Source organism: Paracoccus zhouxuedongae (genome assembly GCF_041927815.1).
Taxonomy (GTDB): Bacteria; Pseudomonadota; Alphaproteobacteria; order Rhodobacterales; family Rhodobacteraceae; genus Paracoccus.
The window spans coordinates 131,311-156,701 of record NZ_JBHFHM010000001.1 but is presented as its reverse complement, the minus strand read 5'-3'; the positions used below and the strand labels follow the sequence as shown (position 1 = coordinate 156,701).

Annotated in this window: 25 protein-coding genes; 10 read left to right on the top strand and 15 right to left on the bottom strand. The window is 68.1% G+C overall.

Going from position 1 to position 25,391, the window contains the following annotated elements; genetic code table 11:
- Window positions 1-8: 8 nt before the first annotated feature.
- Both ACEYYA_RS00750 and ACEYYA_RS00745 read right to left on the bottom strand, forming a co-directional pair.
- Entirely contained in the window at window positions 9-1,277 is a 1,269-nt protein-coding gene (locus tag ACEYYA_RS00750) for a hypothetical protein (RefSeq protein WP_374796561.1), read from the bottom strand.
- Window positions 1,278-1,419: 142 nt separating this feature from the next.
- Complete coding sequence (locus tag ACEYYA_RS00745) at window positions 1,420-2,145, bottom strand: uroporphyrinogen-III synthase (protein ID WP_374796559.1); 726 nt, start codon at window positions 2,143-2,145, stop codon at window positions 1,420-1,422.
- Between the two features lie 75 nt (window positions 2,146-2,220).
- Between ACEYYA_RS00745 and tsaD the strand changes: the two genes are divergently transcribed.
- From tsaD to ACEYYA_RS00710, 7 genes are all read left to right on the top strand, one after another.
- Window positions 2,221-3,288, top strand: a complete 1,068-nt coding sequence (tsaD, locus tag ACEYYA_RS00740) for a tRNA (adenosine(37)-N6)-threonylcarbamoyltransferase complex transferase subunit TsaD (RefSeq protein WP_374796557.1) — start codon at window positions 2,221-2,223, stop codon at window positions 3,286-3,288.
- A gap of 58 nt (window positions 3,289-3,346) precedes the next feature.
- The gene (locus ACEYYA_RS00735; protein ID WP_374796555.1) at window positions 3,347-3,649 is read left to right on the top strand and encodes a hypothetical protein; all 303 of its coding nucleotides are present in this window, start codon (window positions 3,347-3,349) and stop codon (window positions 3,647-3,649) included.
- The gene (locus ACEYYA_RS00730) at window positions 3,646-4,608 is read left to right on the top strand and encodes an NAD(P)H-dependent glycerol-3-phosphate dehydrogenase (RefSeq protein WP_374796553.1); all 963 of its coding nucleotides are present in this window, start codon (window positions 3,646-3,648) and stop codon (window positions 4,606-4,608) included. Before ACEYYA_RS00735 ends, ACEYYA_RS00730 begins: the two co-directional genes overlap by 4 nt.
- A complete protein-coding gene (locus ACEYYA_RS00725) occupies window positions 4,605-4,877 on the top strand; it encodes a YciI family protein (RefSeq protein ID WP_374796551.1) in 273 nt (90 codons plus the stop codon). Before ACEYYA_RS00730 ends, ACEYYA_RS00725 begins: the two co-directional genes overlap by 4 nt.
- On the top strand, window positions 4,877-5,296 hold the full coding sequence (locus tag ACEYYA_RS00720; protein ID WP_374796549.1) for an EVE domain-containing protein: 420 nt from the start codon (window positions 4,877-4,879) through the stop codon (window positions 5,294-5,296). Before ACEYYA_RS00725 ends, ACEYYA_RS00720 begins: the two co-directional genes overlap by 1 nt.
- A 141-nt stretch (window positions 5,297-5,437) precedes the next feature.
- Entirely contained in the window at window positions 5,438-5,956 is a 519-nt protein-coding gene (locus tag ACEYYA_RS00715) for a BrnA antitoxin family protein (RefSeq protein WP_374796547.1), read from the top strand.
- A gap of 128 nt (window positions 5,957-6,084) precedes the next feature.
- Window positions 6,085-7,410, top strand: coding sequence for a KAP family P-loop NTPase fold protein (locus ACEYYA_RS00710; RefSeq protein WP_374796545.1), 1,326 nt, complete (start codon window positions 6,085-6,087; stop codon window positions 7,408-7,410).
- A 118-nt stretch (window positions 7,411-7,528) separates the two neighbouring features.
- Here the strand turns inward: ACEYYA_RS00710 and ACEYYA_RS00705 are convergent, their stop codons facing one another.
- Window positions 7,529-10,270 (bottom strand): DNA translocase FtsK, encoded by a 2,742-nt coding sequence (locus ACEYYA_RS00705; RefSeq protein ID WP_374796543.1) that lies wholly within the window; start codon window positions 10,268-10,270, stop codon window positions 7,529-7,531.
- A gap of 12 nt (window positions 10,271-10,282) precedes the next feature.
- Window positions 10,283-11,473 (bottom strand): aminotransferase class I/II-fold pyridoxal phosphate-dependent enzyme, encoded by a 1,191-nt coding sequence (locus ACEYYA_RS00700; protein WP_374796541.1) that lies wholly within the window; start codon window positions 11,471-11,473, stop codon window positions 10,283-10,285.
- Window positions 11,474-11,661: 188 nt separating this feature from the next.
- On the opposite strand from ACEYYA_RS00700, the gene ACEYYA_RS00695 reads away from it, so the two are divergent.
- The 3 genes from ACEYYA_RS00695 to ACEYYA_RS00685 are packed head-to-tail and all read left to right on the top strand — an operon-like array spanning window position 11,662 to window position 13,409.
- Window positions 11,662-12,357, top strand: a complete 696-nt coding sequence (locus tag ACEYYA_RS00695; protein WP_374796539.1) for a CoA transferase subunit A — start codon at window positions 11,662-11,664, stop codon at window positions 12,355-12,357.
- 4 nt (window positions 12,358-12,361) lie between these two features.
- Window positions 12,362-12,991 (top strand): 3-oxoacid CoA-transferase subunit B, encoded by a 630-nt coding sequence (locus ACEYYA_RS00690; protein ID WP_374796537.1) that lies wholly within the window; start codon window positions 12,362-12,364, stop codon window positions 12,989-12,991.
- Window positions 12,992-13,043: 52 nt separating this feature from the next.
- Window positions 13,044-13,409: a PaaI family thioesterase gene (locus ACEYYA_RS00685; RefSeq protein WP_374797390.1), complete on the top strand. Its 366-nt coding sequence runs from the start codon at window positions 13,044-13,046 to the stop codon at window positions 13,407-13,409.
- Window positions 13,410-13,551: 142 nt separating this feature from the next.
- On the opposite strand, the gene folD is transcribed toward ACEYYA_RS00685, so the two are convergent.
- From folD to tolQ, 11 genes are all read right to left on the bottom strand, one after another.
- Window positions 13,552-14,442 carry a bifunctional methylenetetrahydrofolate dehydrogenase/methenyltetrahydrofolate cyclohydrolase FolD gene (folD, locus tag ACEYYA_RS00680; protein WP_374796535.1) on the bottom strand — a complete coding sequence of 297 codons (891 nt, stop codon included), beginning with the start codon at window positions 14,440-14,442 and terminating at the stop codon, window positions 13,552-13,554.
- Window positions 14,423-14,722 carry a chorismate mutase gene (locus ACEYYA_RS00675; RefSeq protein ID WP_374796533.1) on the bottom strand — a complete coding sequence of 100 codons (300 nt, stop codon included), beginning with the start codon at window positions 14,720-14,722 and terminating at the stop codon, window positions 14,423-14,425. The genes folD and ACEYYA_RS00675 overlap by 20 nt, the downstream gene beginning before the upstream one ends.
- Window positions 14,722-16,389 (bottom strand): formate--tetrahydrofolate ligase, encoded by a 1,668-nt coding sequence (locus ACEYYA_RS00670; RefSeq protein WP_374796531.1) that lies wholly within the window; start codon window positions 16,387-16,389, stop codon window positions 14,722-14,724. The genes ACEYYA_RS00675 and ACEYYA_RS00670 overlap by 1 nt, the downstream gene beginning before the upstream one ends.
- 323 nt (window positions 16,390-16,712) lie before the next feature.
- Window positions 16,713-18,614, bottom strand: a complete 1,902-nt coding sequence (gene ftsH / locus ACEYYA_RS00665) for an ATP-dependent zinc metalloprotease FtsH (protein ID WP_374796529.1) — start codon at window positions 18,612-18,614, stop codon at window positions 16,713-16,715.
- 85 nt (window positions 18,615-18,699) lie between these two features.
- Window positions 18,700-19,950, bottom strand: coding sequence for a tRNA lysidine(34) synthetase TilS (gene tilS / locus ACEYYA_RS00660; RefSeq protein ID WP_374796527.1), 1,251 nt, complete (start codon window positions 19,948-19,950; stop codon window positions 18,700-18,702).
- Window positions 19,950-20,822, bottom strand: a complete 873-nt coding sequence (gene ybgF, locus ACEYYA_RS00655; RefSeq protein ID WP_374796525.1) for a tol-pal system protein YbgF — start codon at window positions 20,820-20,822, stop codon at window positions 19,950-19,952. The genes tilS and ybgF overlap by 1 nt, the downstream gene beginning before the upstream one ends.
- Window positions 20,822-21,319 carry a peptidoglycan-associated lipoprotein Pal gene (pal, locus tag ACEYYA_RS00650; RefSeq protein WP_374796523.1) on the bottom strand — a complete coding sequence of 166 codons (498 nt, stop codon included), beginning with the start codon at window positions 21,317-21,319 and terminating at the stop codon, window positions 20,822-20,824. The genes ybgF and pal overlap by 1 nt, the downstream gene beginning before the upstream one ends.
- A 19-nt stretch (window positions 21,320-21,338) precedes the next feature.
- Complete coding sequence (gene tolB / locus ACEYYA_RS00645) at window positions 21,339-22,652, bottom strand: Tol-Pal system beta propeller repeat protein TolB (protein ID WP_374796521.1); 1,314 nt, start codon at window positions 22,650-22,652, stop codon at window positions 21,339-21,341.
- Window positions 22,653-22,706: 54 nt separating this feature from the next.
- Window positions 22,707-24,185, bottom strand: coding sequence for a protein TolA (locus tag ACEYYA_RS00640; RefSeq protein ID WP_374796519.1), 1,479 nt, complete (start codon window positions 24,183-24,185; stop codon window positions 22,707-22,709).
- A gap of 1 nt (window position 24,186) precedes the next feature.
- The gene (gene tolR, locus ACEYYA_RS00635) at window positions 24,187-24,660 is read right to left on the bottom strand and encodes a protein TolR (RefSeq protein ID WP_374796517.1); all 474 of its coding nucleotides are present in this window, start codon (window positions 24,658-24,660) and stop codon (window positions 24,187-24,189) included.
- A gap of 3 nt (window positions 24,661-24,663) precedes the next feature.
- A complete protein-coding gene (gene tolQ / locus ACEYYA_RS00630) occupies window positions 24,664-25,365 on the bottom strand; it encodes a protein TolQ (RefSeq protein ID WP_374796515.1) in 702 nt (233 codons plus the stop codon).
- Window positions 25,366-25,391 lie beyond the last annotated feature (26 nt).

Below are 25,391 nucleotides of genomic sequence, written 5' to 3'. Positions count from 1 at the left end.
GCGCCCCTTCAGTTCAGCGTTTCGGCGATCTTGGCGACGGCCTCGCGCGCGGCGACCCAGGCCTGCGCGCGCGTCGTCCAGTCAGCCATCGCGGTCTGGCCCGGCTCGGGCAGGGTGGCCACCTCGGACAGCGAGCCTGCGACATCGCCCGCCACAAGCGCGGCCTCGGCCCGCGACAGGATCGCATCGGCATCCATACCCTCACGCGGGCCACCGACGGTGCGCGCACCGGTCTGCACTTTCAGAAAGCTGGTGACGCGGCCCATGACGCCCTGGTCCTGCGCCTCGGCCCCGGCGACCGCGGCCAAGGCGGCACGCGCGGCGGCGGGGAAATCGGCGCGCAGGCTTTCCAGTTGCGGCACGGCATCCAGCCCCTCGGGGACACTGATCCCCGCATCCGACAGCGCCGCGACCGGCGCAGCAACCGGCGCACCGGTCTGCATCGCGGCTTGCAGATTGGCCAGGGCAGTCTGGCCACGGGCGCGCTGCACGGCGGCCTCGGCCTCGGACATCAGGGCCTTGGCCTGTTCCTGCGCGGCGGTGATCTGGCCCTGCGCGTCCTTGGCCTGCTGGCGCAGATCGTCCAGCATCTTTTGCGCCTCGTCGCTGACGCCCTCCAGCGCGGCACTGTCGCCGCTGGAGGGCGGGCGGGCCTGAAGCGCGGCGATCTGGTCGGCCTGTTGGGTTACCAGCGATTTCAGCGCGGCCAGTTCCTCGCGCAGCGCCGGATCGGGCGCGGCGTCGGCGGCGCCCTCGGGCAAGGCGGCCAGCTTGGCCTCCAGCGCCTCGATGCGCGAGCGGGCCTGATCCAGTTCGGCGGTGGCTGCGTCCTTTGCGGCGGTCACGGCCCGCTGTTCAAGGGCGGCGGTGTCGACGGGTTCGACCGGCGCCGCAGGGGCGGTCATGCCGACCGGGCGCCAGGCCTCGGGCATGGCGGGCAATGCGTAATACATCGCGCCCGCGCCCAGACCGGCGGCGATCGCGCCGCCCAGGACCAAAGGCACAAAGCCACCCCGGCGCGGCGCGGGGGCGGGCGTGGACTTGGCGGCAGGCGCAACAGTGGGCTTCTCGACGGGCTTTTCCGCAGGCTTTTCGGCGACCGGCGGGGTCACCGGACGCGGGGCCTCGACCGGTTTGACGGGCATGGGGTCAGCCGACTTTTCCGCCCGCTTCTCTGCGGGCTGATCGACGGGCTTCGCGGTCTCGGGCGTGGGGGCGGGGCTCGTCGGGGTCGGCGTGACCAGCTTGTCGTCGGCTTTGGTCGGTTCTTTGGTCACGGTCTGTCCCCTTGAAACATTGGCGCATCGGCCGCGCATCGGCGCGGCTGGCCCCCGCGGCGGATGAATCGCTGTCACCTTAGAACCGGGGGGCCAGCCGCTCAACCCGCGACGGGCGGGAATGTTCCGGGGTCTGGGCCCGTCAGGCGTGGGCGATCAGATCGGCAATGGCAGCGGCCATGGCATCCGCATCGGGCCGGGCGGCAATCGCCAGCCGCGCCGGGGCCAAAGGTGCCGCCGCCTGCCCCACGGCAGCCGAGATCGCAGCAACCCACAGCGGCGCGCGCGCGCCACCAGCGGCGGCGGCAAAAAGCCGCGCCGAACGCGGCGAGAACAGCGCGACCAGCACCGGGTCAGCCCCCGCCAACAGGTCGCGCGCGGCATCCGACAGCGGCAGTTCGGCCTGATCATAGACGGTGATCTGGTCGCAGGGCAGCCCGCCCGCCGTCAACTGATCGGCCAGCGGTGCGACGATATGGCGGCCGCGCGCATGGATCAGCCGCCCGCGCGGCGCCGCCGCCCCGATCAGCGCGCGCAGGCTGGGCGCGTCGCCCTGCGCCGCCACCGCATCATAGCCCGCCGCCCGCGCCGCCTGCGCGGTGCGATCGCCCACGCACCAGGCCCGCCGCCCGCCCGAGGGCATCAGCGCCGCCAGCCCCGCCACGCCATTTTCCGAACTGAAGATCACCTGATCGGCGGCGCGCGCGGCAGCGATCTGATCGGCGGGCGGGGTCAGCAGCTCGATACGCATCAGCGGGCTGGCCAGCACCGGGCAGGCCGCCGCCGGACCCTGCGCCAGAAGCGCGGCAAAGCGCGCCGCAGCGGGCGCGGGCCGGGTCAGCAGGATGGTCGGGGGGCGCGCGGTCATCTTGGGCGGCGTTGTCCTTTGGTCACGGCGGTGATACCCCGGCGCGACATGCCCGACAACCACACAGGCCCGAAGATGACGCCCCTGATCCTTGGGATCGAAAGCTCCTGTGACGACACAGCCGCCGCCGTGGTGGGCGGGGATGGGGCGATCCTGTCCTCGGTCGTGATGGGGCAGACCAATCTGCACGAGGCTTTCGGCGGCGTCGTTCCCGAACTGGCCGCCCGCGCCCATGCCGAGCGGGTGGACCTTGTGATCCAGTCTGCGCTGGATCAGGCGGGCGTCGGGCTGGGCGAGCTGTCGGCGGTCGCGGTGACCGCCGGGCCGGGGCTGATCGGCGGGGTGATGGCGGGGGTAATGGCGGCCAAGGGCATCGCCGCCGTCACCGGCCTGCCGCTGATCGGCGTCAACCATCTGGCCGGGCACGCGCTGACCCCCCGACTGACCGATGGCGTCGATTTTCCCTATCTGATGCTGCTGGTTTCGGGCGGGCATTGCCAGTTCCTGCGGGTCGACGGGCCGGACGACTTCACCCGGCTGGGCGGCACGATCGACGACGCGCCGGGCGAGGCCTTTGACAAGGTGGCCAAGCTTCTGGCCCTGCCGCAGCCCGGAGGCCCGGCGGTCGAGGCCGAAGCCAAGGACGGCGATCCAGCGCGGTTCGACCTGCCGCGCCCGCTGATCGGCAAGCCCGATTGCACGCTGTCCTTCTCGGGGCTGAAAACGGCGGTGCTGCGCGCCCGCGATCAGGCGATGGCGGCGCGGAGCGGGTTGACGGTGACCGACCGCGCCGATCTGTGCGCCGGGTTTCAGGCCGCCGTCGCCGATGTTCTGGCCGCCAAGACCGCCCGCGCGCTGACGCTTGCGCCGGTGCCGGTGCTGGCGGTCGCGGGCGGGGTCGCCGCCAATGGCGCGATCCGCGACCGGCTGGCTGCCGTCGCGGCACAGGCCGGGGCGCGGTTCGTCGCGCCGCCGCTGCGTCTTTGCACCGACAATGCCGCGATGATCGCCTGGGTCGGGCACGAACGCCTGCGCGCGGGGCTGCCCGCCGACGGGCTGGACCTCGCCGCCCGCCCCCGCTGGCCGCTGGACCGCGCCGCCACGCCCATGCTGGGCACCGGCAAGCGCGGCGCCAAGGCCTGAGCGCGGTTGCCCCTGCCCGCCCCACGCCGCTAGACTGGCGCGAAACAGGACCAAGCCGATGACCCTTCCGCCCGAGGCCCAGATCGCCATTCTGAACGCCACCGCCTTGGGCGTGGCCTGGCTGGGCATCTATCCGACGCTGCGTCCGCTGACGATGACGCGGCTGATGCGCGCCGATCTGATCGTGACCTCGGCCACCTTCCTGGCGGCGGCAGGGTTGTTTCACGACACCGGCACGCGGTTCTGGCTGCCCGGCACTCAGGTCGGCTGGTTCGGCTTCTGGCTGGTCAGCGCGCTGACGATCGAGATGGTCCTGGCGCTGCTGGTCCTGCCGCGCCTGCCGCTTGGGGGGAACGAATGACGGCGCAGATCGCGGTTCTGGGGGCGGGCGCGTTTGGCACGGCCCTGGCCATCACGCTGGCGGCGCGCCAGCCGGTGACGCTATGGGCGCGCGATGCCGAGGTCGCGCGCGTCATGCAGGCCAGCCGCGTCAACGCCCGCCGTCTGCCCGGCGCGCTGTTTCCCGATGCGCTGCAAGTCACCGGCGATCTGAGCCGCGCGCTGCAAGCGCGGGTCGTGCTGCTGGCCATGCCGATGCAGCAGATCGGCGGCTTTGTCGGCCTGCATCACGCTGATCTGGCAGGAAAAAACATTGTCGCCTGCGCCAAGGGCATCGACCTGAGCACCGGCACCGGCCCGGCCGCGCTGCTGTCGCGGGTGGCGGGCGCGGTGCCTGCGATCCTGACCGGACCCAGCTTTGCCGCCGACATCGCGCGCGGTCTGCCGACCGCGCTGACGCTGGCCTGCGCCGATCCCGACCGGGGGGAGGCGCTGCAAGCCGCGCTGTCGACCCCGGTGCTGCGGCTTTACCGCACCACCGACACCGTGGGGGCCGAGCTGGGCGGCGCGCTGAAGAATGTCGTGGCGATTGCCGCCGGGGTGACGATCGGCGCGGGTCTGGGCGAAAGCGCGCGCGCCGCCACCGTGACGCGCGGCTTTGCCGAGATCACCCGTCTGGCGACCGCGCTTGGCGCGCGGCCCGACACGCTGATGGGGCTGTCGGGTCTGGGCGATCTGGTGCTGACCTGCACCTCGGGGCAGTCGCGTAATTTCCAGGCGGGGCAAGCACTTGGCGCAGGCCTGCCGCTGCCCCAAGCCACGACCGAGGGCCTGGCCACCGCCGCCGCCACCCTGCCCTTGGCCGCGCGCCACGGGGTCGAGATGCCGCTGACCGCGATGGTTGCCGCGCTTGCGGCCGGGCGGATCAGCACCGAAAATGCCATAGCCGCGCTGCTTGCGCGCCCCCTGAAGGAGGAATGATGCTGTTTGCCCTGATCTGCCGCGACCGCAAGGGCGCGATCGAGACCCGCAAGGCCAACCGGGACAAGCACCTGGAATATATCGAGAAAACCGGCGTCGTGACGCTGGCCGGGCCGTTTCTGGACGGCGGCGAGATGTGCGGATCGCTGGTCGTGATCGACGTGGCCGACCGCGCCGCGGCCGAGGCCTGGGCTGCCAGTGACCCCTATCACCTGGCCGATCTGTTTGAAAACGTGGACATTCTTGAATGGAAGCGGGTGGTCGGCTGATGGCGTATTGGCTGTTCAAATCCGAACCCGACGTCTTTTCCTGGGACGATCTGGTGGCCAAGGGCGACGCGGGTGAGCCGTGGGATGGCGTGCGCAACTATCAGGCGCGCAACAACATGCGGGCCATGAAAGTGGGCGACCGCGGGTTCTTCTATCACTCCAACGCGACACGCGATGTCGTTGGAATCGTTGAGGTTGTGGCGCCCGCGGCTCAAGACCCGTCCACCGATGATCCCCGCTGGGAATGCGTGACGATCAAGGCGGTGGTGCCGATGGCCACCCCCTTCACCCTGGACCGCGCCAAGCTGGAACCGGCTTTGGCGGATATGGTGCTGGTGAACAACAGCCGCCTGTCGGTGCAGCCGGTCAGCGACGCGGAATGGGATTTCATCTGCGCGGCGGGCGGGGTCAGGGGCTGAATTTCGCCGTATCGCCGCCGTATCGCCAGCGTATGTTCTGCGTATCTTTTGCGTATCTTTTGCGTATCACGCCAGCGTGCGCCCCATTAGGCGCACGTTAACCTGTTTAGCCGAGAGTGGCCGGGTCAGCCGAGGTCGCCCATGCCAAGCCCCTATAACACTGCCACCCCCGAACCGCCGCCCAGCAAGGCCGAGGCCGAACGCCGGGCCCATTATCACGCGCTGGCCGAGACCTATCGCGATCTGGAGGTCGACCTGCGTTGGGGCCTGTCAGGCACCAAGCGCATCCCGGACGAGTGGTCGCGCATCGCCGCCACCCCGGCCACCCACGCCAAACGACAGGTCAGCTTGCGCGTGGATCAGCCGGTTCTGGCTTTTTTCAAGGCGATGGGGCCCGGCTACCTGACGCGCATGAACGCCGTGCTGCGTGCCTTCATGCACGCCCGCCTGTCGCGCGTGGTCGGCGGACCGGAACACATGGCCTATCGCCCGCTGAAATGGGACGAGGAACGCCGCGTCGGCGGCGATTGGATGGATGCCGAATACGCCAAGCTGGATCTGGAGGCGATGAAGGAGGCCTTCGATCCAGAGCATGACGATCATGAGCGGCTGATAGCGCGGTATCGGCAGTTGCGGGAGGAGCGGTTGCGGAAGATGTGAGGGGTGTTGCGCGGGGATCGAAATATGGCTGTAATGCCATCGGCCTGGAGAGCGTAAAGATGGCACATTTATTTCCTAAGGAACCAGAAATCGTCCTTTAGGGGACCGGTTTCAATGAAGGCCGTCCTTTGGACCGCGCGGAAACCGGACGGTCGCTTTCCGACCTGGTCGAGCGGATTGAGACGCCGATGGTCATAGCCGTCGATGGCGACTGGGGCACCGGCAAGACTGTGTTCTTGAAGCGTTGGGTCGGTGCACATCGCAAGCAATTCTCGGGGCGCGCGACGACGGTTTATATTGATGCCTTCGCACAGGATTATCTGGACGACCCTTTGACGGCGATATTGAGTCCACTGCTGCAACGTCTGCCGAAGGGTAGGGAGTCGAATAGTGTTGCGAGCAAGCTGAAACAGGCTGCCCCGAAGCTGGCGCGAGCATCGGTACGTGTCGGCTTGGCCGCCGTAACGAGCGGCCTTAGTGAGCTTGCCGTCGGCGCTGTCAATCTGGGGAAGGTCGCCGACCAAGCGGCTCAAGCGGCCGTGCGAAAGGCCGGGAGCGATGCCGACGCGGCAGCTAACGGGTTCTGGAAAGCGCATGATGAACGCCAAGACGCGATGGACCAATTACGCGAGGCGCTTCGGGAGTTGACCCAGCCGCAGGACGATGGCGGTGATCCGCAGCCGTTGGTTATCGTCGTCGATGAGCTGGACCGCTGTCGGCCGGATTATGCCTTGTCGCTGCTGGAGGTCATCAAGCACGTTTTTTCTGTGGCAAATGTTCACTTTGTTCTGGGCGTGAATCTGGTCGCGCTGCGGCACAGCGTCCATGCGCGCTATGGCGCTGGCATGGATGCGCAGCGTTACCTTCAGCGGTTCATCACGCTAAGCCTTTCGTTGCCCATGCGATCAGAAGCGGGGCAAAATGGTTATCTTGCACTGGCTTATTTTGAGCGAGAGTTCGCGCAGATGGTAGACCGCGATGCGCCGATTTTCACGGTGGGAAGCCAGCTTTTGTCGTTGCTATGCCGGTCAAGGCAGCTGTCGTTGCGGGATGTTCAAAGGTTGATGAGCCGGTTCGTCTTGCTGCCGTTTCGTATGAAAGGGGGGTATGACGGAATTTCCTGGACATATCTCACAATAACCTTGGCAGCGATGAAGGAGCTTTCCCCCGAGCTGTTCACAAGAGCAGCTGAAGGGGGTCTGACGCAGAGCGACGTGACAAATTTCTTAGGCATAAATAGCGAAATGATCGATAGCACCGCCGAAGGGCGATCCAGCTATGATCATGGCGCATTCTTGTTTAATGGAGTTTGGCGTGCCGCATTGGGAGACCCCAAAATGACGGAGGAGGAACGCAGTCATCTTGGGCGGTTCGGTGATTTTGACCGTCCGCGCGATTCACGGGTAACTTCGGCCATTACGCAATATCTGGATAGAATCGAACTGTTGAATTGACCGGCCGGGAAGATGTGTTCTGGCAGACCCGGCGCCAGTCCGTGCCAACACGCTGCCTACCGATGCAAAAACGCCCGCCTTTCGGCGGGCGTTGCCTTGTTGCACGGCTGGCCCCGGCTTACACCTCGGGCACCAGCACCTCGCGCTTGCCGACGTGGTTGGCGGGGCTGACGACGCCCTGTTCCTCCATCTGTTCGACCAGACGGGCGGCCTTGTTGTAGCCGATCGCCAGCTTGCGCTGGATATAGCTGGTCGAGCATTTGCGGTCGCGCGCCACGATGGCGACCGCCTGGTCATACAGCACGTCATCGCCCTCACCCGAGCCGAGGCCCAGCACCAGGTCGATGTCGGATGCCGCGTCCTCATCGGGGCCATCGACGACGCCCGACAGGTATTCAGGCGGGCCGAAGGATTTCAGGTGGTTCACCACTTCCTCGACCTCTTCGTCGCTGACGAAGGGGCCGTGGACGCGGGTGATGCGGGCGCCACCGGCCATATACAGCATGTCGCCCATGCCCAGCAGCTGTTCCGCGCCCTGTTCGCCCAGGATCGTGCGGCTGTCGATCTTGGACGTCACCTGGAAGGAAATCCGGGTCGGGAAGTTGGCCTTGATCGTGCCGGTGATGACATCGACCGAGGGGCGCTGCGTGGCCATGATGATATGGATGCCGCTGGCGCGGGCCATCTGGGCAAGGCGCTGGATGCAGGCCTCGATCTCCTTGCCGGCGACCATCATCAGGTCGGCCATCTCATCGACGACGACGACGATATAGGGGATCGTCTCGGGGGCGAACTCCTCGGTTTCAAAGATCGGGTCGCCGGTGTCCTCGTCAAAGCCGGTCTGGACGGTGCGCTTGAACATCTCGGCCTTGTCCAGCGCGTCGCGGACGCGGGCGTTATAGCTTTCGATGTTGCGCACGCCCATTTTCGACATGCGGCGGTAACGCTCTTCCATCTCGCCCACCACCCATTTCAGGGCGACGACGGCCTTTTTCGGGTCGGTCACGACCGGCGACAGAAGATGCGGGATGCCGTCATAGACTGACAGTTCCAGCATCTTGGGGTCGATCATGATGAGGCGGCATTCGGCGGGCGACAGCTTGTAAAGCAGCGACAGGATCATGGTGTTGATCGCCACCGACTTGCCCGAGCCGGTGGTGCCGGCGATCAAGAGGTGGGGCATCTTGGCCAGGTTCGCCACCACGGGATCGCCCGCGATGTCCTTGCCCAGGGCCAGCGGCAGCCGCATCGTGCTGTCGCCAAAGTCGCGGGCGGCCAGGATCTCGCGCAACACCACCTTTTCGCGCTGCGCATTGGGCAGTTCGATCCCGATCACGCTGCGCCCCGGCACGGTCGAGACGCGCGCCGACAGCGCCGACATGCTGCGCGCGATGTCGTCGGCCAGGCCGATGACGCGGCTGGCCTTCAGCCCCGGCGCGGGTTCCAGTTCATACATTGTGACGACCGGGCCGGGTTTGACGGCCACGATGTCGCCCTTGACGCCGTAATCGTCCAGCACGGATTCCAGCATCCGGGCGTTTTCCTCCAGCGCGTCATTCGACAGGGTATGGCGCTGGACGTGGATCGGGTTGGTCAGAAGCGACAGGGGCGGAAACTCCCACGCGGGGGCGGGGTCGTCAAAGCGCAGGCGCGGCTGGGCCTCGGCCATCGCCTGACGCGAGGGGGCGGGCTTGCGCGCAGGCGCGGGCTGCACGACTCCGGGCGCCGGATCGGCGCGGCGCGCGGTCAGCATCGGCTCGGCCGGAAGGTCGGGCCAGTCCTCATCATCCGCGGCACCGCGAAGGGCGGGTTCGGCGCGCGGCGCGAAGGCGGCATCATCGGCATCCGGGCGGCGGCCCAGGTTCAGCCGCGCGGTGACGGCCGCCAGGGCCGAGGACAACACCGGGGCGCGCGGGGCCGAGTCCAGCGGCGTGGGGTCATAGGCCGGATGATCGGCGGGGGCCGATTGCGGGCGTTCGGCGCGCAGCTTGACGGCCTCGGCGATGCGGGCGCGGATGCGGTCCTGCGAGGGGGCGTCGACATCGGGCCAATCGGGGTGATTGTCGACCAGTTCGGGTTCAACCGGGTCAGGCGCGGGCGCGCGCTTCAGCCGGCTGACAAGGCCCGACAGGCGCGGCTCGGCCGTCGCTGTCGGCTGGGCTGCGGGCGCACGGCGGTCGCGCAGGCCCTGCGCCGCGCCCTGGGTCAGCGCCGCGCCCCGGCCCAGGGCGCGCATCAGCGCGTCATAGGCGGTGATCGCGCCGGTCACCAGAAAGCGGCGGATGGTGGCGATCTCGACCCGGTCGAAGCCCAGCACGAAGGCGCCAAAGGCAAAGACCAGCACGAACAGGATCAGCGCCAGCAGCTTGATGCCGACGGCCGCGGAAAACGGCGTCATGCCGATCAGCGCGCCCATCAGCATGTCGCCGAAGTAGCCGCCCATGCCGAAGCTTTGCGTCCAGCCGACCGGCGGCAGATGCGAGGCGGCATAGGCCGACAGGATCGCCACCCAGATCGGCACGAAGATGGCGCGGGTCACGCGCTCCTCGCCGCGGTGGAACATGTAGCGCAGGCCCCACAGCATCGGCGCGATCGCCAGCCCCCAGGCCCCCTGCCCCGCCACCATGAACAAGGGCGCCGACAGTGCCGCGCCGAACCGGCCCAGCCAGTTCTGCGCATCGGCATCGGTCGCGTCGAACCAGGACGGATCCTCGGGCGTATAGCTGGCCAGGGCCAGGGCCACGATCACCCCCAGAACCACCAGCCCCAACCCGATCAATTCGCGCCCGCGACGTTCCAGCGCCGCTTGGGTGGATTGATCGAACAAGGGATCGCGTTGCCGTGCCTGCCAGGATGCCATGGTCGTCGGTCCTTATCGAAAGATCGTGTCGCGCAGCGCGGTCAGCCCGCGCGCGATGTCGTCAAGCGGGGTGACAAGCGCCACCCGGATATAGCGGTCAGCCGGGTTCAGCCCATCGACCGCACGGCCCAGATAGCCCCCCGGCAGCACCCGCACCCCGGTTTCGCGCCACAGTTTCAGCGCCGCATCCTCGCCCGTGCCGATCTGTTCGGGCACCGGCAGCCACAGGAAGAAGCCGCCCGCCGGGGTCTCATACCCCTGCACGCCGGCGAAGATGTCGGCAGCCAAAGCGAACTTGTCGTTATACAGGCGGCGGTTCTCGATGACATGGTATTCATCCGCCCAGACGCGGGCAGCGGCGTGCTGCAACGGCAGCGGCAGCGGCGCACCGGCATAGTTGCGCAACTGCCGCACCGCCCGGATCGAGGCCACACCGCCCGCCACGAAACCCGACCGCAGCCCCGGCAGGTTCGAGCGTTTGGACAGCGAATGGAACGCCAGCACCCGTTCGGGATCGGCACCCTGCGCGGCGGCCACGGCCAGAATGCCGGGGGGCGGGGTGTCGCGGTAGATCTCGGCATAGCATTCATCCGCGAAGACGCGGAAATCATGCTGTTCGGCCAAAGCCAGCAGATCGGCCAGATAATCGGCACTGGCGACTGCACCCTGCGGATTTGCGGGAGAACACAGATAGGCCGCCACGGTGCGGTCCAGCACGTCGCGCCGCAGGCCGGCGAAATCGGGCAGATGGCCGTTCTCGGCGCGGGCGGGCACGAACACGGGTTCAGCCCCGGCGGCCAGGGCGGCCACGGCATAGACCTGATAGAAGGGGTTGGGGATCAGCACCACCGGGCGCGCGCCGCGCTTGGTTTCCGGCACCAGGGCAAGGGCCGCGTTGAACAGCCCCTCGCGCGTGCCGTTCAGCACCATCAGCCGGTCGGCCGCCACGCTGACGCCATAGCGACGGCTGATCCAGTCGCTGATCGCACCCAGAAGTTCGGGCGTGCCCTCATTCGTCGGGTAGCGGCCGAAATCGGCCAGGCTGTCGGCAATCGCCGCGCCGACGAAATCGGGGAAGGCGTGGCGCGGCTCGCCAATGGTCATGTTGATCGGCTCGGCCCCCGGCGGATGGGGGTCAAGCAGCGCACGCAGGCGCGGGAATGCGTATTCGGGCAGGTTCAGGAACCGCTCGGGGAAAGTCATGGCTGCCTCATGTCCGGGGTCGTTGCGCCCCGTTTTTCCGCACGTTACCGAAACCGGCAGGGCGCGTCCAGAAAAACGCGGGTCGGCAGGGGCAAAAGCCTTTGCGCCGTGGCACATCGGTCAGGCGATTGACTATGCCCGCACCCATCGTCACAACGGATGACGGAACGGCAAGTGGGGGGAAAGGCATGTCCAAAGTCTATGCCAGTGCAACCGAGGCCCTGGATGGCCTGCTGAAGGACGGGATGATGATCGCGGCGGGCGGCTTTGGCCTGTGCGGCATCCCGGAACTGCTGATCGACGCGATTGTCGACAGCGGCGTGAAGGATCTGACGATCGCATCCAACAACTGCGGGGTCGACGGCTTCGGTCTGGGCAAGCTGCTGGACACCAAGCAGATCAGGAAGATGATGTCCTCCTATGTCGGTGAAAACGCCGAGTTCATGCGCCAGTATCTGAGCGGAGAGCTTGAGCTGGAGTTCAACCCTCAGGGCACACTGGCAGAACGGATGCGCGCCGGTGGGGCCGGTATTCCCGGTTTCTACACCAAGACCGGCGTCGGCACGGTGGTGGCCGAGGGCAAGGAGATCAAGACCTTCGACGGTCAGGATTATGTGCTGGAACGCGGCATCGTCGCCGATCTGGCCATCGTCAAGGCGTGGAAGGCCGATGAAACCGGCAACGTCGTGTTCCGCAAGACGGCGCGCAACTTCAACGTCCCCGCCGCCACCTGCGGCCGCGTCTGCGTCTGCGAGGTCGAGGAGATCGTTCCGACCGGTTCGCTGGACCCGGACTGCATCCACCTGCCGGGCATCTACATCCACCGCCTGATCGCAGGCCAACACGAAAAGCGCATCGAACAGCGCACCACGCGGAAAGGGTAACGGCATGGCATGGGATCGGAACCAACTGGCCGAACGCGCCGCCAAGGAATTGCAGGACGGCTGGTATGTGAACCTTGGCATCGGCATTCCGACGCTGGTGGCGAACTACATCCCGAAGGGGATGCATGTGACGCTGCAATCGGAAAACGGCATGCTGGGCATCGGCCCCTTCCCGCTTGAGGGCGAGGAGGACGCCGACCTGATCAACGCCGGCAAGCAGACAATCAGCGAACTGCCGCATTCGGCCTATTTCGACAGCGCGCAGAGCTTTGCGATGATCCGCGGCGGCAAGATCGCCATGGCCATCCTGGGCGCGATGGAAGTGTCCGAGGAAGGCGACCTGGCGAACTGGATGATCCCCGGCAAGCTGGTCAAGGGCATGGGCGGCGCCATGGATCTGGTCGCGGGCGTGGGGCGCGTGGTCGTGGTGATGGACCACGCCAACAAGCACGGCGAAAGCAAGGTGCTGAAGGAATGCACCCTGCCGCTGACCGGGCGCAAGGTCGTGGACCGGATCATCACCAATCTGGGCGTGCTGGATGTCGTGCCGGGCGGGCTGAAGATCGTCGAACTGGCCGATGGCGTGACCGAGGCGGAACTGCGCGCCGCGACCGAGGCGACGCTGGTTGACTGACCTCGCCCCCGCGCGCGAGGCCGAGATCCGCGCCAGTTTCGCGCGCCAGACGATGATGGAAACGCTTGGGGGGCAGATCGTCGATCTGGCCCCCGGCACCTGCACCCTGGCCGCGCCGATCCTGCCCGGCGCGCGTCAGCAGCATGGCGTGGGCCATGCCGGGCTGACCTTCACCCTGGGCGATACCGCCGCCGGTTACGCCGCCGCGACGCTGATCCCCGAGGGGCAGGACGTGATGACCGCCGAGATCAAGATCAACCTGCTGCGCCCCGCCGAGGGCGCGCGGCTGATCGCCATCGGCCGCGTGGTCAAGCCGGGCCGCAAGCTGGTGGTCGTCACCGCCGAGGTCTTTGCCGAGAACACGGACGGCGCGCGCAAGCTGATCGCCATCCTGCAAGGCACGATGATACCCGCCTGATGGCAACCCGCCGGGGGCCGTCTGCCTCCGGTCCCCCGAAGATATTTGCGCCAAGAAGAAAGCAGGGGTCTTTCTTCCTGGTCGAGATAACCCGGGGGGTAGGCCGCAGGCCGAGGGGGTAGGCCGAGGGGGCAGCGCCCCTTTACGCGGTCAGGCCTTCGGGTTCGGCCAGGCCATTGGCGCGGCAGCAGGCGGTCAGGGTATTCGCCAGCAGGCAGGCGATGGTCATCGGCCCCACCCCGCCCGGCACCGGGGTGATGGCGCCCGCCACCTGCACGGCGCTGTCGAAGTCGACATCACCGACCAGCCGGGTCTTTTCGCCCGCCGCGATGCGGTTGATGCCCACGTCGATCACCGTCGCGCCGGGTTTCACCCAGTCGCCGGGGATCATCTGCGGCCGGCCCACGGCGGCGACAAGGATATCGGCACGGCGGCAGACCTCGGGCAGGTCTTTGGTGCGGCTATGGGCGATGGTCACGGTGCAGCTATCGCGCAGCAACAGTTGCGCCATCGGCTTGCCGACGATGTTGCTGCGCCCCACCACCACCGCGTTCAGGCCCGAGAGGCTGCCCAGATGGTCGCGCAGCATCATCAGGCAACCCAGCGGCGTGCAGGGGACCATCGCCTTTTGCCCGGTCGCCAGCAGCCCGACATTCGAGATGTGAAACCCGTCGACATCCTTGGCCGGGTCGATGGCGTTCAGCACGGCTTCCTCGTCCAGGCCCTTGGGCAGCGGAAGTTGCACCAGGATGCCATGCACCGCCGGATCGGCATTCAGCCGCGCGATCAGCTCCATCAGCGTCGCCTGATCGGTGCTGGCCTCCAGCCGGTGTTCAAAGCTGGCCATGCCGGCCTCGCGCGTCTGGATGCCCTTGTTCTTCACATAGACCTGGCTGGCGGGGTCTTCGCCGACCAGCACCACGGCCAGGCCCGGCGTGATGCCGTGATCGGCCTTCAGCCGCGCCACCTGGTCGCCCACCTGCGCCCGCACGCGGGCCGCGAACGCCTTGCCGTCAATGATCGTCGCTGTCATCCGTTTCCCCCAGGGCCTGTGCTTCGCGGGCGATGAAATGATCCATCAGCTGCCGCCAGATACGGTCAATCAGTTCCGGGTCCAAGCCCCGTTCGGCGGCACGGCGCGCGACATGATGCGCCACTTCCTCGACCCGCGCGTCGATGCGGGCGGGAAGGCCATTGCCGCGCTTCAGCCGGATGGCATGGTCGATCAGCTGCTGGCGTTCGGCCAGAAGGTCGATCAGCCGGTCATCCAGCGCGTCGATCATGCCGCGCAATTCGGCCATGTTGGCGGGCATCAGAACAGCCCCACGGTTTCGCCATCCGGGCCGGGCATGATGGTTTCGGCGGCCGGATGGCGGGGCAGGCCGGGCATGGTCATGATCTCGCCGCAGATCGCCACGATGAAGCCCGCCCCGGCGGCCAGCCGCACCTCGCGCACCGGGACGGTGTGGCCGGTAGGTGCGCCGCGCTGCGTGGGATCGGTCGAAAAGCTGTATTGGGTTTTCGCCATGCAGACCGGCAGATGGCCATGGCCCGCAGTCTCCCACGCGGTCAACTGGTCGCGCACGGCCTTGTCGGCGGTCACGCCATCGGCGCGATAGATGCGGCGGGCGACAGTTTCGATCTTGTCCCACAGCGCCATGTCGTCGGGATAGATCGGGGCAAAGTCGGATGGTGCATCGGTCAGCGCGACCACGGCGCGGGCCAGATCCTCGGCCCCTGCCCCGCCATCGGCCCAGTGCCGGCAGACCACCGCATCCACCCCGGCGGCAGCGGCGGCGGCGCGGACGGCGGCGATTTCGGCATCGGTGTCGGCGGTGAAATGGTTGATCGCCACCACCACCGGCACGCCGAACGCGCGCGTATTTTCGATATGGCGCGCCAGATTGGCGCAGCCGCGTTCGACGGCGGCCACATCCTCGGCCCCCAGACCCTCGCGCGCGGCGCCGCCGTTCATCTTCAGGGCGCGCACGGTGGCGACGACGACAGCGGCCGAGGGCTTCAGCCCGGCCTTGCGGCACTTGATGTCAAAGAACTTTTCCGCGCCCAGATCGGCACCGAAGCCCGCCTCGGTCACGACATAATCGGCCAGTTTCAGCGCCGTCGTCGTGGCCACGACCGAGTTGCAGCCATGCGCGATGTTGGCAAAGGGGCCGCCATGCACAAAGGCCGGGGTGTGTTCCAGCGTCTGCACCAGATTGGGTTGCAGCGCGTCCTTCAGCAGCACCACCATCGCGCCGTCCGCCTTCAGATCGCCGCAGGTGACGGGCGTCTTGTCGCGGGTATAGGCGACGACGATCCGCGCCAGCCGGTCGCGCAGGTCATCCAGATCGCGCGCCAGGCACAGGATCGCCATGACTTCGGAGGCCACGGTGATGTCGAACCCCGCCTGCCGGGGAAAGCCGTTCGAGACGCCGCCCAGGCTGACCACAATGTCGCGCAGCGCGCGGTCGTTCATGTCGACGACGCGCCGCCAGGTGACGCGGCGGCTGTCGATGCCCAGATCGTTGCCCCAATAGATGTGGTTGTCGATCATCGCAGACAGCAGGTTATGGGCGCTGGTGATGGCGTGGAAATCGCCGGTGAAATGCAGGTTCATCGATTCCATCGGCACGATCTGCGCGCGCCCGCCACCGGCCGCGCCGCCCTTCATGCCGAAGTTCGGGCCAAGCGATGCCTCGCGGATGCAGATCGCGGCCTTGTGGCCGATGCGCGACAGCGCGTCGCCAAGGCCGACCGTGGTGGTCGTCTTGCCCTCGCCCGCCGGGGTCGGGCTGATGGCGGTGACCAGGATCAGCTTGCCATCCGGGCGGCCCGACAGCGTGGCGATGAAGTCGCGGTGGATCTTGGCCTTGTCGCGGCCATAGGGGATCAGCGCGTCTTCGGGGATCGACAGTTTCGCGGCGATTTCGGGCATCGGGCGCAGGCGCGCGGCGCGGGCGATCTGGATGTCGGTTTGCATGGTTCCTCCGCTATCCGGGCCTTGTTGGCCCTGATCGGGGCCGCAATCAACCCCCAAGGCCCGGCAGATTGCGCCCTTGGGCCGCCGTTCTGCGACCTGCGACTTTTGGTGCAGGCGGGAACCGCGGCGGGCGGGCGGTGTTATCGTCAAAAGGGCGCAAGGGGCGCCCGGCAGGAACAAGGGGGCCGCCATGCGCGCAGCAACGCTGATGATCAACCTGGGGTTCGGCATGGGCTTGGCACTTGCCAGCGGGCTGATGCTGGTGCTGTGACGAACAGCCCCCGAACATGAAAAAGGCCCCGCCTTGGCGGGGCCTTTTCGCATCAGGCGGTCGGCTCGGGCGCCGGGTCAGCGGGGCGCGGGCCGCCCTTCGGCACCACCGGGATCACCGGCAGACCGCTGCCCGAGGGCGGCGGCGTGTCATCGTCGGCATGGATCGGCTCACCTCGGATGATGCGGCCGATCTCCTCGCCGGTCAGGGTCTCGTATTCCAGAAGGCCCTTGGCCAGACGCTCGAACTCCTCGGTCTTGTCCAGCAGGATGGTGCGGGCGGTCTGATAACCGTCCTCGATCAGCTGGCGCACTTCGGCCTCGATCTTTTCCTTGGTCGCGGCGCTGACCGAGAAACCACCGGTATTGCCCTGATAGCCCTCATGCGCCTCGGCGTAATCGACCGCACCGATCGTGTCGGACATGCCCCAGCGCATGACCATGGCGCGGGCCAGCGCACTGGCCTGCTGGATGTCGCCCGCCGGCCCGTTCGAGACCCCCTCCTCGCCGTATTTGATGATCTCGGCGGCCTTGCCGGCCATGGTCATGGCGATGCGCTGCTTGGCCTCATCCTTGTGCATGTTCAGCCGGTCCATCTCGGGCAGGCTGACGACCATGCCCAGCGCGCCGCCGCGCGGGATGATGGTGGCCTTGTAGACCGGATCGCATTTCGGCAGCGACAGCCCGACGATGGCATGGCCGGCCTCGTGATAGGCGGTCTTTTCCTTTTGCTCGGGCGTCAGCACCATGCTGCGGCGTTCGACGCCCAGCATCACCTTGTCCTTGGCGTTTTCAAAATCGGCCATGCTGACAAAGCGGCGACCGATGCGGGCGGCCATCAGCGCGGCCTCGTTCACCAGGTTGGCCAGATCGGCGCCCGAGAAACCCGGCGTGCCGCGCGCGATCAGCCGCAGGTCCACATCGGGACCGACCGGCACCTTGCGGGCGTGGACGTTCAGGATCTTCTCGCGGCCCTTGATGTCGGGGTTCGGCACATGGATCTGGCGGTCGAAGCGGCCGGGGCGCAGCAGCGCGGGGTCGAGCACGTCGCGGCGGTTGGTGGCGGCGATGATGATGATGCCCTCATTCGCCTCGAACCCGTCCATCTCGACAAGAAGCTGGTTCAGCGTCTGTTCGCGTTCGTCATTGCCGCCGCCGATGCCCACGCCACGGGCGCGACCCACGGCGTCGATCTCGTCGATGAAGACGATGCAGGGGGCGTTCTTTTTCGCCTGCTCGAACATGTCGCGCACGCGCGACGCGCCCACGCCGACAAACATTTCGACGAAATCAGAGCCAGAGATGGTGAAGAACGGCACCCCGGCCTCACCCGCGATGGCGCGGGCCAGCAGGGTCTTACCGGTGCCGGGCGGGCCGACCAGCAGCGCGCCTTTCGGGATCTTGCCGCCCAGGCGGCTGAACTTTTGCGGGTTGCGCAGGAACTCGACGATTTCTTCCAGTTCCTCTTTGGCTTCGTCGATGCCCGCCACGTCATCAAAGGTCACGCGGCCATGCTTTTCGGTCAACAGCTTGGCCTTGGATTTGCCAAAGCCCATGGCGCCGCCACGCCCGCCGCCCTGCATCCGGTTCATGAAGAAGATCCAGACGCCGATCAGCAGGATGAAGGGCAGCCAGACGCCCAAAAGCGACATGAAGCCCGATTGCTGCTGGCGTTCGACCTTGACCTCGACATTCTTGTCGATCAGGCGGTCGCTGATCTGGTCGCCCTGCGGCTTGATCGTGGTGTATTGCGTGCCGTCCTTGCCCCGAAAGGCGACCCGTTCGCCGTCCAGGATGACGGATGCGACCTGATCGTTATCGACCCGTTCGATGAAGTCCGAATAGGTGACCGATCGCGCGTTCATCGCGGCGCTGTTGCCGCCGAACATGTTGAACAGGGCCAGTATCAGCAGGAACAGGACCACCCAGAAGGCGATGTTGCGCGCGTTTCCCAAAATAGTCTCCCTGTTCAGCGGCACGAACCGGGCGGCAAGGGGCCGTCACGGTCATGGGGTGAAAATAGGCATTCGGGCGCGGGGTTCAATGCGCGAATGACGTTCTGACGAAATCGTCGCGGTCCCCCAGCCATTCGGCGGGCAAAAGCGGCGGGTTGCCGCGCAGGGGAAAGGCGGCGGCAATCGGGCGTCCGCCGTGCCATAGCGCCGGGCTGGCGCGCAGGGCGGCGTGCGACAGGCCGGTGGCGCGGGGGTCATGCAGATGCGACAGGCCAGCGGCCCCCAGGGGCGCGATCTGGCCCGCCACGGGCGGGGTCACGCGCCACAGCCGATCCCAGATCAGCGCCTGGCCGGGCAGCACCGCGACCGGCCCCGGCTGACAGGTCGCGTCACGGGTCAGGATCAGATCGCCCCGCCGCAGCGTGGTCATGACCCCATGCAGCGGCCCGCCCTCGGCCCGCGCGATGCGGTCCATCAGGTGATCCAGGGCGCGGCCACGCGGGGCCGGGCCGGGACCGGCCAGCCAGATCAGCGCGGCCCCGATCAGATGGCGGGCGACGGCGGGGTCGAGCGCAGCGAAGTCGGTCAGCGGCAGCCGCATCTCGCCGCGCTCAAGGGCGATCATCCCGGCGGCGGCCCCGGCGGCCGCATCCAGCGCCCGCAGCCGGTCGCGCGCCTGTGCCGCCAGATCGGTCAGCGCCTGAGTGGCACCGGGCTGGCCCGCCAGCACCTGACGGGCGCGGATGCGGGCAAAGCGCGGGTCGTCATTGCTGGGGTCGTCGACCCAAGGCGTGCCGCGCGCCCGCAGCCAGTCGCGCAGATCGTCGCGCGCGATCCCCAGCATCGGCCGCAGCCAGACCACCCCGCCCGACTGACGCCGCGCCGCCATGCCCGACTGGCCACGCGGCCCGGCGCGGCGGGCGATCTCGATCAGCACGGTTTCGGCCTGATCGTCGGCGGTATGACCCAGGGCGATGTGGCTGATGCCGCGCGCGGCGGCCCAATCGGCCAGCAGGCGATAACGCGCCGCCCGCGCCGCCGCCATCAGATTGCCGCGACCGTCCCAGCCGGTCCATGCCAGCACATCGCCCATAAGGTTCAGCGCGGCGGCGGCGCGGATGACGCCCGCCGCCTCATCCGCGGCGGCAGCGCGCAGGCGGTGATCGACCGAGGCCACCGCCAGCCCCACCCCGGCCCGCGCCGCCCAATCGGCGGCCAGATGCAACATGGCGATGGAATCGCCGCCGCCCGACACCGCGAGGCCAAGCCGCGCCGGGCGGTCACCGGCCAAAGCGGCCTCCAGATCCTGATCAAAGCGCCGTTGAAGCGCGGTCATCACGCGCAGGACAGGGCCTGCCGCCCGCTGTCGGCCGCTTCCGCCTCGGGCGTGGCGGCAAAGCGGTGGCCGACCTCGGCCAGCGTCACGCAGGCCGCGTCATGTTGGCCCAACTGGCCCAAAGCCTGCCCCAGCGACAGCAGGCTGGCGGCGGCACGCGGCCCGTCGGGATCGCCGGAAAACGCATCCAGCCAGATGCCCGCCGCGCCGCGCAGATCGCCCGCCCCGGCCAGGGCCTGCCCCTGACCGTAACGGGCCTGCCCGATCAGGGCGCTTTTCGGATAGGATTGGGCAAAGGCCGCGAAGAGATCGGCTGCGCGGCGAAAGTCACCCTGACCGAGCACCCCCTGGGCCCGGTCAAGTTCCGCCTGTTCGCCCGCATGAAGCGGCGCCCCGGCGCGGGGAGTGGCCTCGGATTTCTGCACCGGCGCGGCAGGCGCCGATGAACTGGGCGACAACGCATCGGGCGTGGCACCAGCGGCGGGGTTGCCCAGCGGAGGGGTCTGGCCGACGCTGCCCAGATCGCAACCTTCTTCCATCTCGCACAGGCGGAACTCAAGATCGCCGATGCGATTGGTGCCGTCAGTCACCACCCGGTCGATCCGGTTCTGGATCGCCTCGGTCTGGCCGGTCAACTGCGACAGCGTGGCTTCCATGCTGTTCAGCCGGTCCAGCGCGGTGACACCACCGGCGGCGCGGATCCCGTCGGGACCGGAGGCCATCAGCTCGGCCCGCAGGGCCTGGATGTCCTGTGCCAGACGGGTCAGTTCGGCGCGAATATCGGCCAGCTTCTGCGGGCGATCCTGCGACATGGCCGCCAGCGGCAGCGCCGCCAGCAGGCCAGCCAGGATCAGGGGGCGAAACGCGGTCATCAGCTACCCACCCCCGGCGACACGACCGTCACGGCGCGGCGGTTCTTGGCGAAGCACACCTCGGTCGAGCAGATCTCGATCGGGCGTTCTTTGCCATAGCTGACGGTGCGCAGCCGCACCGGGGCGACGCCCTGCGCGACCAGATATTGCTGCACCGAACTGGCGCGGCGCGCACCAAGGGCCAGGTTATATTCGCGCGTGCCCTGTTCGTCGGCGTGACCTTCGATCATCGCGACATAGCTGGGGTTCGACGACAGCCAGCGGGCCTGCCCATCCAGAATCCCGCGCGCCGTGGTGTCCAGCGTGCTTTGGTCATTGGCGAAATGCACCCGGTCACCGACCGCCGCAAAGGCGTCGGTGGGCGAGGTCGCCGCGGGTTGGCCCATCCCCGCATAGGGATCGACCAGCGGCGTCACCGTCGTGGGTTTGGGCGCGCAGGCGGTCAGCGCCAAAGCGGCGGCGATTGCCAGCGGCAGGGTCTTGGTCAGCGCAGCCATCGGGCGGCCCTCCTTTGTGTTACGGCAACAGCGGCGACCAGCCGGGGTCCGAGGCCGGGCCGTCCAAAGTGACAGGGCGCATGTTCCGCCCGGTAATGTCAACCGAATGCAGACGCGGCACCCCCGCTTCGCCCGGCGTGACGCGGGTGAACATCACCACCCGGCCATTGGGCGCCCAGGTCGGCCCCTCATCCATGAACGAGGAGGTCAGCACCCGCTCATCCGATCCATCGACGCGCATCACGCCGATATGGAACTGGCCGCCCGTCTGTTTGGTAAAGGCGATCAGATCGCCCTTGGGCGACCAGGCCGGGCTGCCATAGCGCCCGTCGCCAAAGCTGATGCGGGTCGGCTCGCCACCGTTGGCCGACATCACATAAAGCTGCTGCGTGCCTGACCGGTCGGATTCGAACACGATCCGGCTGCCATCGGGCGAAAAGCTGGGCGAGGTCTCGATCGAGGGAGCATTGGTCAACTGCCGCTCACCCCCGCCCGCGATATCGGCCACGAAAATGTCGGTATTGCCGTTCTCCTCGCGCGAGAAGGCAAGCTGGCGGCCATTGGGCGAAAACCGCGGCGAAAAGGCCATGGTGCCTGCGCGCGTCGTCACTGGGGCGGAACTGACCGCGCCGACATCGAGCACCTTGATCTGCGGCACCCCGCTTTCATACGAGGTGAAGGCGATCCGGTTGCCATCGGGCGAGAATCGCGGGTTCAGCACCAGGGCGGCGGAATCGGTCAGCCAGCGGATGTTCGCGCCGTCGTAATCCATCACGCCGATCCGCTTTTGGCGGGCATTCTTGGGGCCGCTTTCGCCGACGAACACCACGCGGCTGTCGAAATAGGGGCCTTCGCCGGTGATCCGGCCATAGACCGCATCGGCGACCTTGTGGCCCAGCCGCCGCCAGTCGCCCGACCCTGCGGTGAATTGCAGCCCGTCGCCCATCGGCTGCCCGGAATACACGTCGAACAGGCGAAACCTGACGTCGACCGTGCCGCCGCTTTCCACCACCTCGCCGGTGATCAGCGCCTGGGCGTTGATCGCCTTCCAGTCCTCATAGACCACCGGGGCCTCGAAACTGGCGGGGGCGGCGACATAGGCGCTGCGGTCGATTTCGCGGAACAGGCCGGTGCCGGTCAGGTCGTCTGACACGACCTTGGAAATCTTCGCCGCCATCTCGCCCTGGCCGAAGAACACCGGCAGGGCAAAGGGCATTGGTTCGATCACACCATCGGTGATCTCGATGCGCAACGGGCCGGGGGCCTGTTGCGCGGGGGCGGCCATCGGCAGGGCCATGAGGGCAGACAGAATCAGGGGAAAGGCGCAGCGCATCGGGGAAACCTTCGTGTTGCGTCGGACATTAGCAAGTTGGCGGGGGAAAGCGCATCACTTCATCCTCATCTTTTCGGGATTGAAGACGATTTCGATCTGCTTCCAGTGGTCGTATTTGTCGGCGGGCAGCGGGAAACCGCTGGCGCCACAGCGCACGATGGCGCGGCGCCCGGCCTCATAGGCCTGGCGCGCCGCCGCCTCGGAGCCGCCGTCGAAACCCGCCATGCGGATCGACTGGGCGATCGGACGGCCATCGGGGCTGGCCTCGAAGGCGACGGTGACGGTGGTCCCCATCGCCTCGGGCGACAGCGCGACGACGTTCCAGCATTGCCGGACGGCGACGATGAAGCTGTCCTTTTCGCCCGCCGTCAGCGGCGGCCCGGCGGGGGCGGACCCGCCGCCACCGGTCGCGGCACCCGATTGCGGCGCGGGGGCGGCTTGCGGCTCGGACTGCGCCTCGGCCAGGGCGGCCTCCAGCGCGGCGCGGTCTGCGGCCTGCTGATCGGCGCGTTGACGGGCCGCTTCGGCCTCACGCGCCTCGGCACGGCGCTGTTCGGCGGCCTGTTCTTCGGCCCGGCGTTCTTCGGCCCGGCGTTCCTCGGCGGCGCGTTCTTCGGCAGCCTGTGCTTCGGCGCGGCGTTCGGCGGCGGCTTTTTCTTCGGCGGCGCGTTCGGCGGCAGCGCGTTCCGCCGCCGCCTGCTCCTCGGCCGCCCGTTCCGCCGCAGCGCGGGCCTCGGCGCGGCGTTCCTCGGCGGCAACAGCCGCAGCCCGCGCCGCCTCGGCCAGACCGGCCGGACGCGCGCGCGGCCGGGGCGAGGTCGGCGCCGCTGCCGTGGTCAACGGATCCACCACTGGCGAGGCAGGGGTCTCGGCGGTTTCGGGCGTCTCCTCGCGGATCGATTCCGGAGGCGCAGCGGGCGACAGGCTGTCGGGCGCGGGTTCGGGATCCGGCGCGGGCGTGGGCCGGGTCGGCGGGTTCACCACCTCGGCCAGTTGCGCATCGGGTTCGGGGGCGGGCGCGGCCTCGGGGGCGATGCGCTGCACGGGGCGGCTTTGCGGGCGCGGCGCAGGCAGGGGCGCAGGCTCGGCCGGGGGCGGCGGCACCACGGCCGGGGCCTGATCCTGCACATCGGCGCGCGGCGCCGGGGCCAGGTCGGTCAGATCAGGCAGTTGGCCCGACTGCGGCGCGGGTTCCGGCAGCGCCTCGGGCGCGGGTTCGGGCACGGGGGCAGGCTCGGGCGTGGCCGGGGCGGGCGGGGTGGCCGCGTCAGCTTCGGGCGCGACCGGCTGCGCGGCCTGATCGGGGGCCGCCGCAGGCGCGGGCGCGGTGCCCGCAGCATCGCCGGCCGCCTGCGCCGCCGCCGCCAGTTGCGCGAACTCGGCGTCCGAGATGATGCTGACATCGGTCATCCGCACCGCATCGCGGGGATGGGCGCGAAACAGCGCGCCGCCGACCGCCACCCAGACGATCAGCGCGCCATGCCCCAGGCCCGATACCCAGGCCCCGATGCGTTCGGCCCGATCCCACGCCATGTCACATGCCGCCCGTCATCGCCGGGCCGCCAGTTTCCGTGACCAGCGTGATATTGGCAAAGCCCGCCGCATTCAGCGCCCCCATCACCTGCACCACGCGGGCATAGGAAATCGCCCCGTCGGCGCGCAGATAGATGCGGTCGCTGGCGCGTTCACCGGCAATCGCGCGCAGCCGGTCGATCAGCTGATCCTCGGCCACCGGCGTCGTCATCAGCGCGATCTGCCCATCTGCCGTCAGCGAGATCGCCAGCGGCTCCTCTGCCTCGGTCGGCACGGCCTGCGCGGCGGTCTTGGGCAGTTCCAGCGGCACACCCACGGTCAAAAGCGGCGCGGCGACCATGAAGATGATCAGCAACACCAGCATCACGTCGACAAAGGGCGTCACGTTGATCTCGGCCATGGGCGACATCCGCCCGCGCCGCGACCGCCGCCGACCGCTTTGCCGTTCCTTTGGCTTCACCACCGACGCGGCCATGGATCAGGCCTCGTCCAACTGGCGCGACAGGATGGTGGAAAACTCATCCGCGAAACTTTCATAGCCGCCGATGATGCGGTCGCTGTCCGCCGACAGCTTGTTGTAGAAAATCACCGCCGGGATCGCCGCGAACAGGCCAAGCGCGGTCGCCACAAGCGCCTCGGCAATGCCCGGGGCGACCACGGCCAGCGAGGTGTTCTGCGAAATCGCGATCTCCTCGAACGAGGTCTTGATCCCCCAGACCGTGCCGAACAGCCCGATGAACGGCGCCGTTGCCCCGATCGAGGCCAGGATCGGAAGCCCCGCCTGCAACTTTTCGGCGCGCTTGCCGATCGCCACATCCATCGACCGGTCGACCCGCGCGGCAGTGCCGGGGATCAGCGCGCCATCATCCTTGTGGCTGCGCCGCCATTCCAGCATCCCGGCGGCAAACACGCCTTCCGCCGCGCCCTTCGGGTCGGCGCCGGTCTTGTCGTAAAGCTCATCCAGCGGTTCGCCCGACCAGAAGGCGCGGTCGAACTGGGCCGCCTCGCGCCGCGCCCAGGCAAAGGTCAGGAACTTCTGCACGATGATCGCCCAGGACCAGAACGAGGCCAGCATCAGCACGATCATCACCAGCTTGACCACCAGCGAGGCCCGCGCAAACAGCGCGAACAGGGAAAAGTCGATGCTTTGCGCCGCCGTGGCAAGATCTTGGGGGTTCATGGAAAGCTCACTTTCAGGCCGGTTTC

Bases quoted from the DNA above. Each gene is read 5' to 3' on its own strand.
- ACEYYA_RS00745 (WP_374796559.1), bottom strand. From the start codon at position 2,145: ATGACCGCGCGCCCCCCGACCATCCTGCTGACCCGGCCCGCGCCCGCT.
- ACEYYA_RS00715 (WP_374796547.1), top strand. From the start codon at position 5,438: ATGCCAAGCCCCTATAACACTGCCACCCCCGAACCGCCGCCCAGCAAG.
- ACEYYA_RS00670 (WP_374796531.1), bottom strand. From the start codon at position 16,389: ATGCAAACCGACATCCAGATCGCCCGCGCCGCGCGCCTGCGCCCGATG.
- ACEYYA_RS00700 (WP_374796541.1), bottom strand. From the start codon at position 11,473: ATGACTTTCCCCGAGCGGTTCCTGAACCTGCCCGAATACGCATTCCCG.
- ACEYYA_RS00640 (WP_374796519.1), bottom strand. From the start codon at position 24,185: ATGGCGTGGGATCGGGCCGAACGCATCGGGGCCTGGGTATCGGGCCTG.
- ACEYYA_RS00690 (WP_374796537.1), top strand. From the start codon at position 12,362: ATGGCATGGGATCGGAACCAACTGGCCGAACGCGCCGCCAAGGAATTG.
- ACEYYA_RS00735 (WP_374796555.1), top strand. From the start codon at position 3,347: ATGACCCTTCCGCCCGAGGCCCAGATCGCCATTCTGAACGCCACCGCC.
- tolR (WP_374796517.1), bottom strand. From the start codon at position 24,660: ATGGCCGCGTCGGTGGTGAAGCCAAAGGAACGGCAAAGCGGTCGGCGG.
- ACEYYA_RS00685 (WP_374797390.1), top strand. From the start codon at position 13,044: ATGATGGAAACGCTTGGGGGGCAGATCGTCGATCTGGCCCCCGGCACC.
- folD (WP_374796535.1), bottom strand. From the start codon at position 14,442: ATGACAGCGACGATCATTGACGGCAAGGCGTTCGCGGCCCGCGTGCGG.
- tolB (WP_374796521.1), bottom strand. From the start codon at position 22,652: ATGCGCTGCGCCTTTCCCCTGATTCTGTCTGCCCTCATGGCCCTGCCG.
- pal (WP_374796523.1), bottom strand. From the start codon at position 21,319: ATGGCTGCGCTGACCAAGACCCTGCCGCTGGCAATCGCCGCCGCTTTG.
- ybgF (WP_374796525.1), bottom strand. From the start codon at position 20,822: ATGACCGCGTTTCGCCCCCTGATCCTGGCTGGCCTGCTGGCGGCGCTG.
- tilS (WP_374796527.1), bottom strand. From the start codon at position 19,950: ATGACCGCGCTTCAACGGCGCTTTGATCAGGATCTGGAGGCCGCTTTG.
- ACEYYA_RS00725 (WP_374796551.1), top strand. From the start codon at position 4,605: ATGATGCTGTTTGCCCTGATCTGCCGCGACCGCAAGGGCGCGATCGAG.
- ACEYYA_RS00720 (WP_374796549.1), top strand. From the start codon at position 4,877: ATGGCGTATTGGCTGTTCAAATCCGAACCCGACGTCTTTTCCTGGGAC.
- ACEYYA_RS00730 (WP_374796553.1), top strand. From the start codon at position 3,646: ATGACGGCGCAGATCGCGGTTCTGGGGGCGGGCGCGTTTGGCACGGCC.
- ACEYYA_RS00695 (WP_374796539.1), top strand. From the start codon at position 11,662: ATGTCCAAAGTCTATGCCAGTGCAACCGAGGCCCTGGATGGCCTGCTG.
- ACEYYA_RS00675 (WP_374796533.1), bottom strand. From the start codon at position 14,722: ATGCCCGCCAACATGGCCGAATTGCGCGGCATGATCGACGCGCTGGAT.
- tolQ (WP_374796515.1), bottom strand. From the start codon at position 25,365: ATGAACCCCCAAGATCTTGCCACGGCGGCGCAAAGCATCGACTTTTCC.
- tsaD (WP_374796557.1), top strand. From the start codon at position 2,221: ATGACGCCCCTGATCCTTGGGATCGAAAGCTCCTGTGACGACACAGCC.
- ACEYYA_RS00705 (WP_374796543.1), bottom strand. From the start codon at position 10,270: ATGGCATCCTGGCAGGCACGGCAACGCGATCCCTTGTTCGATCAATCC.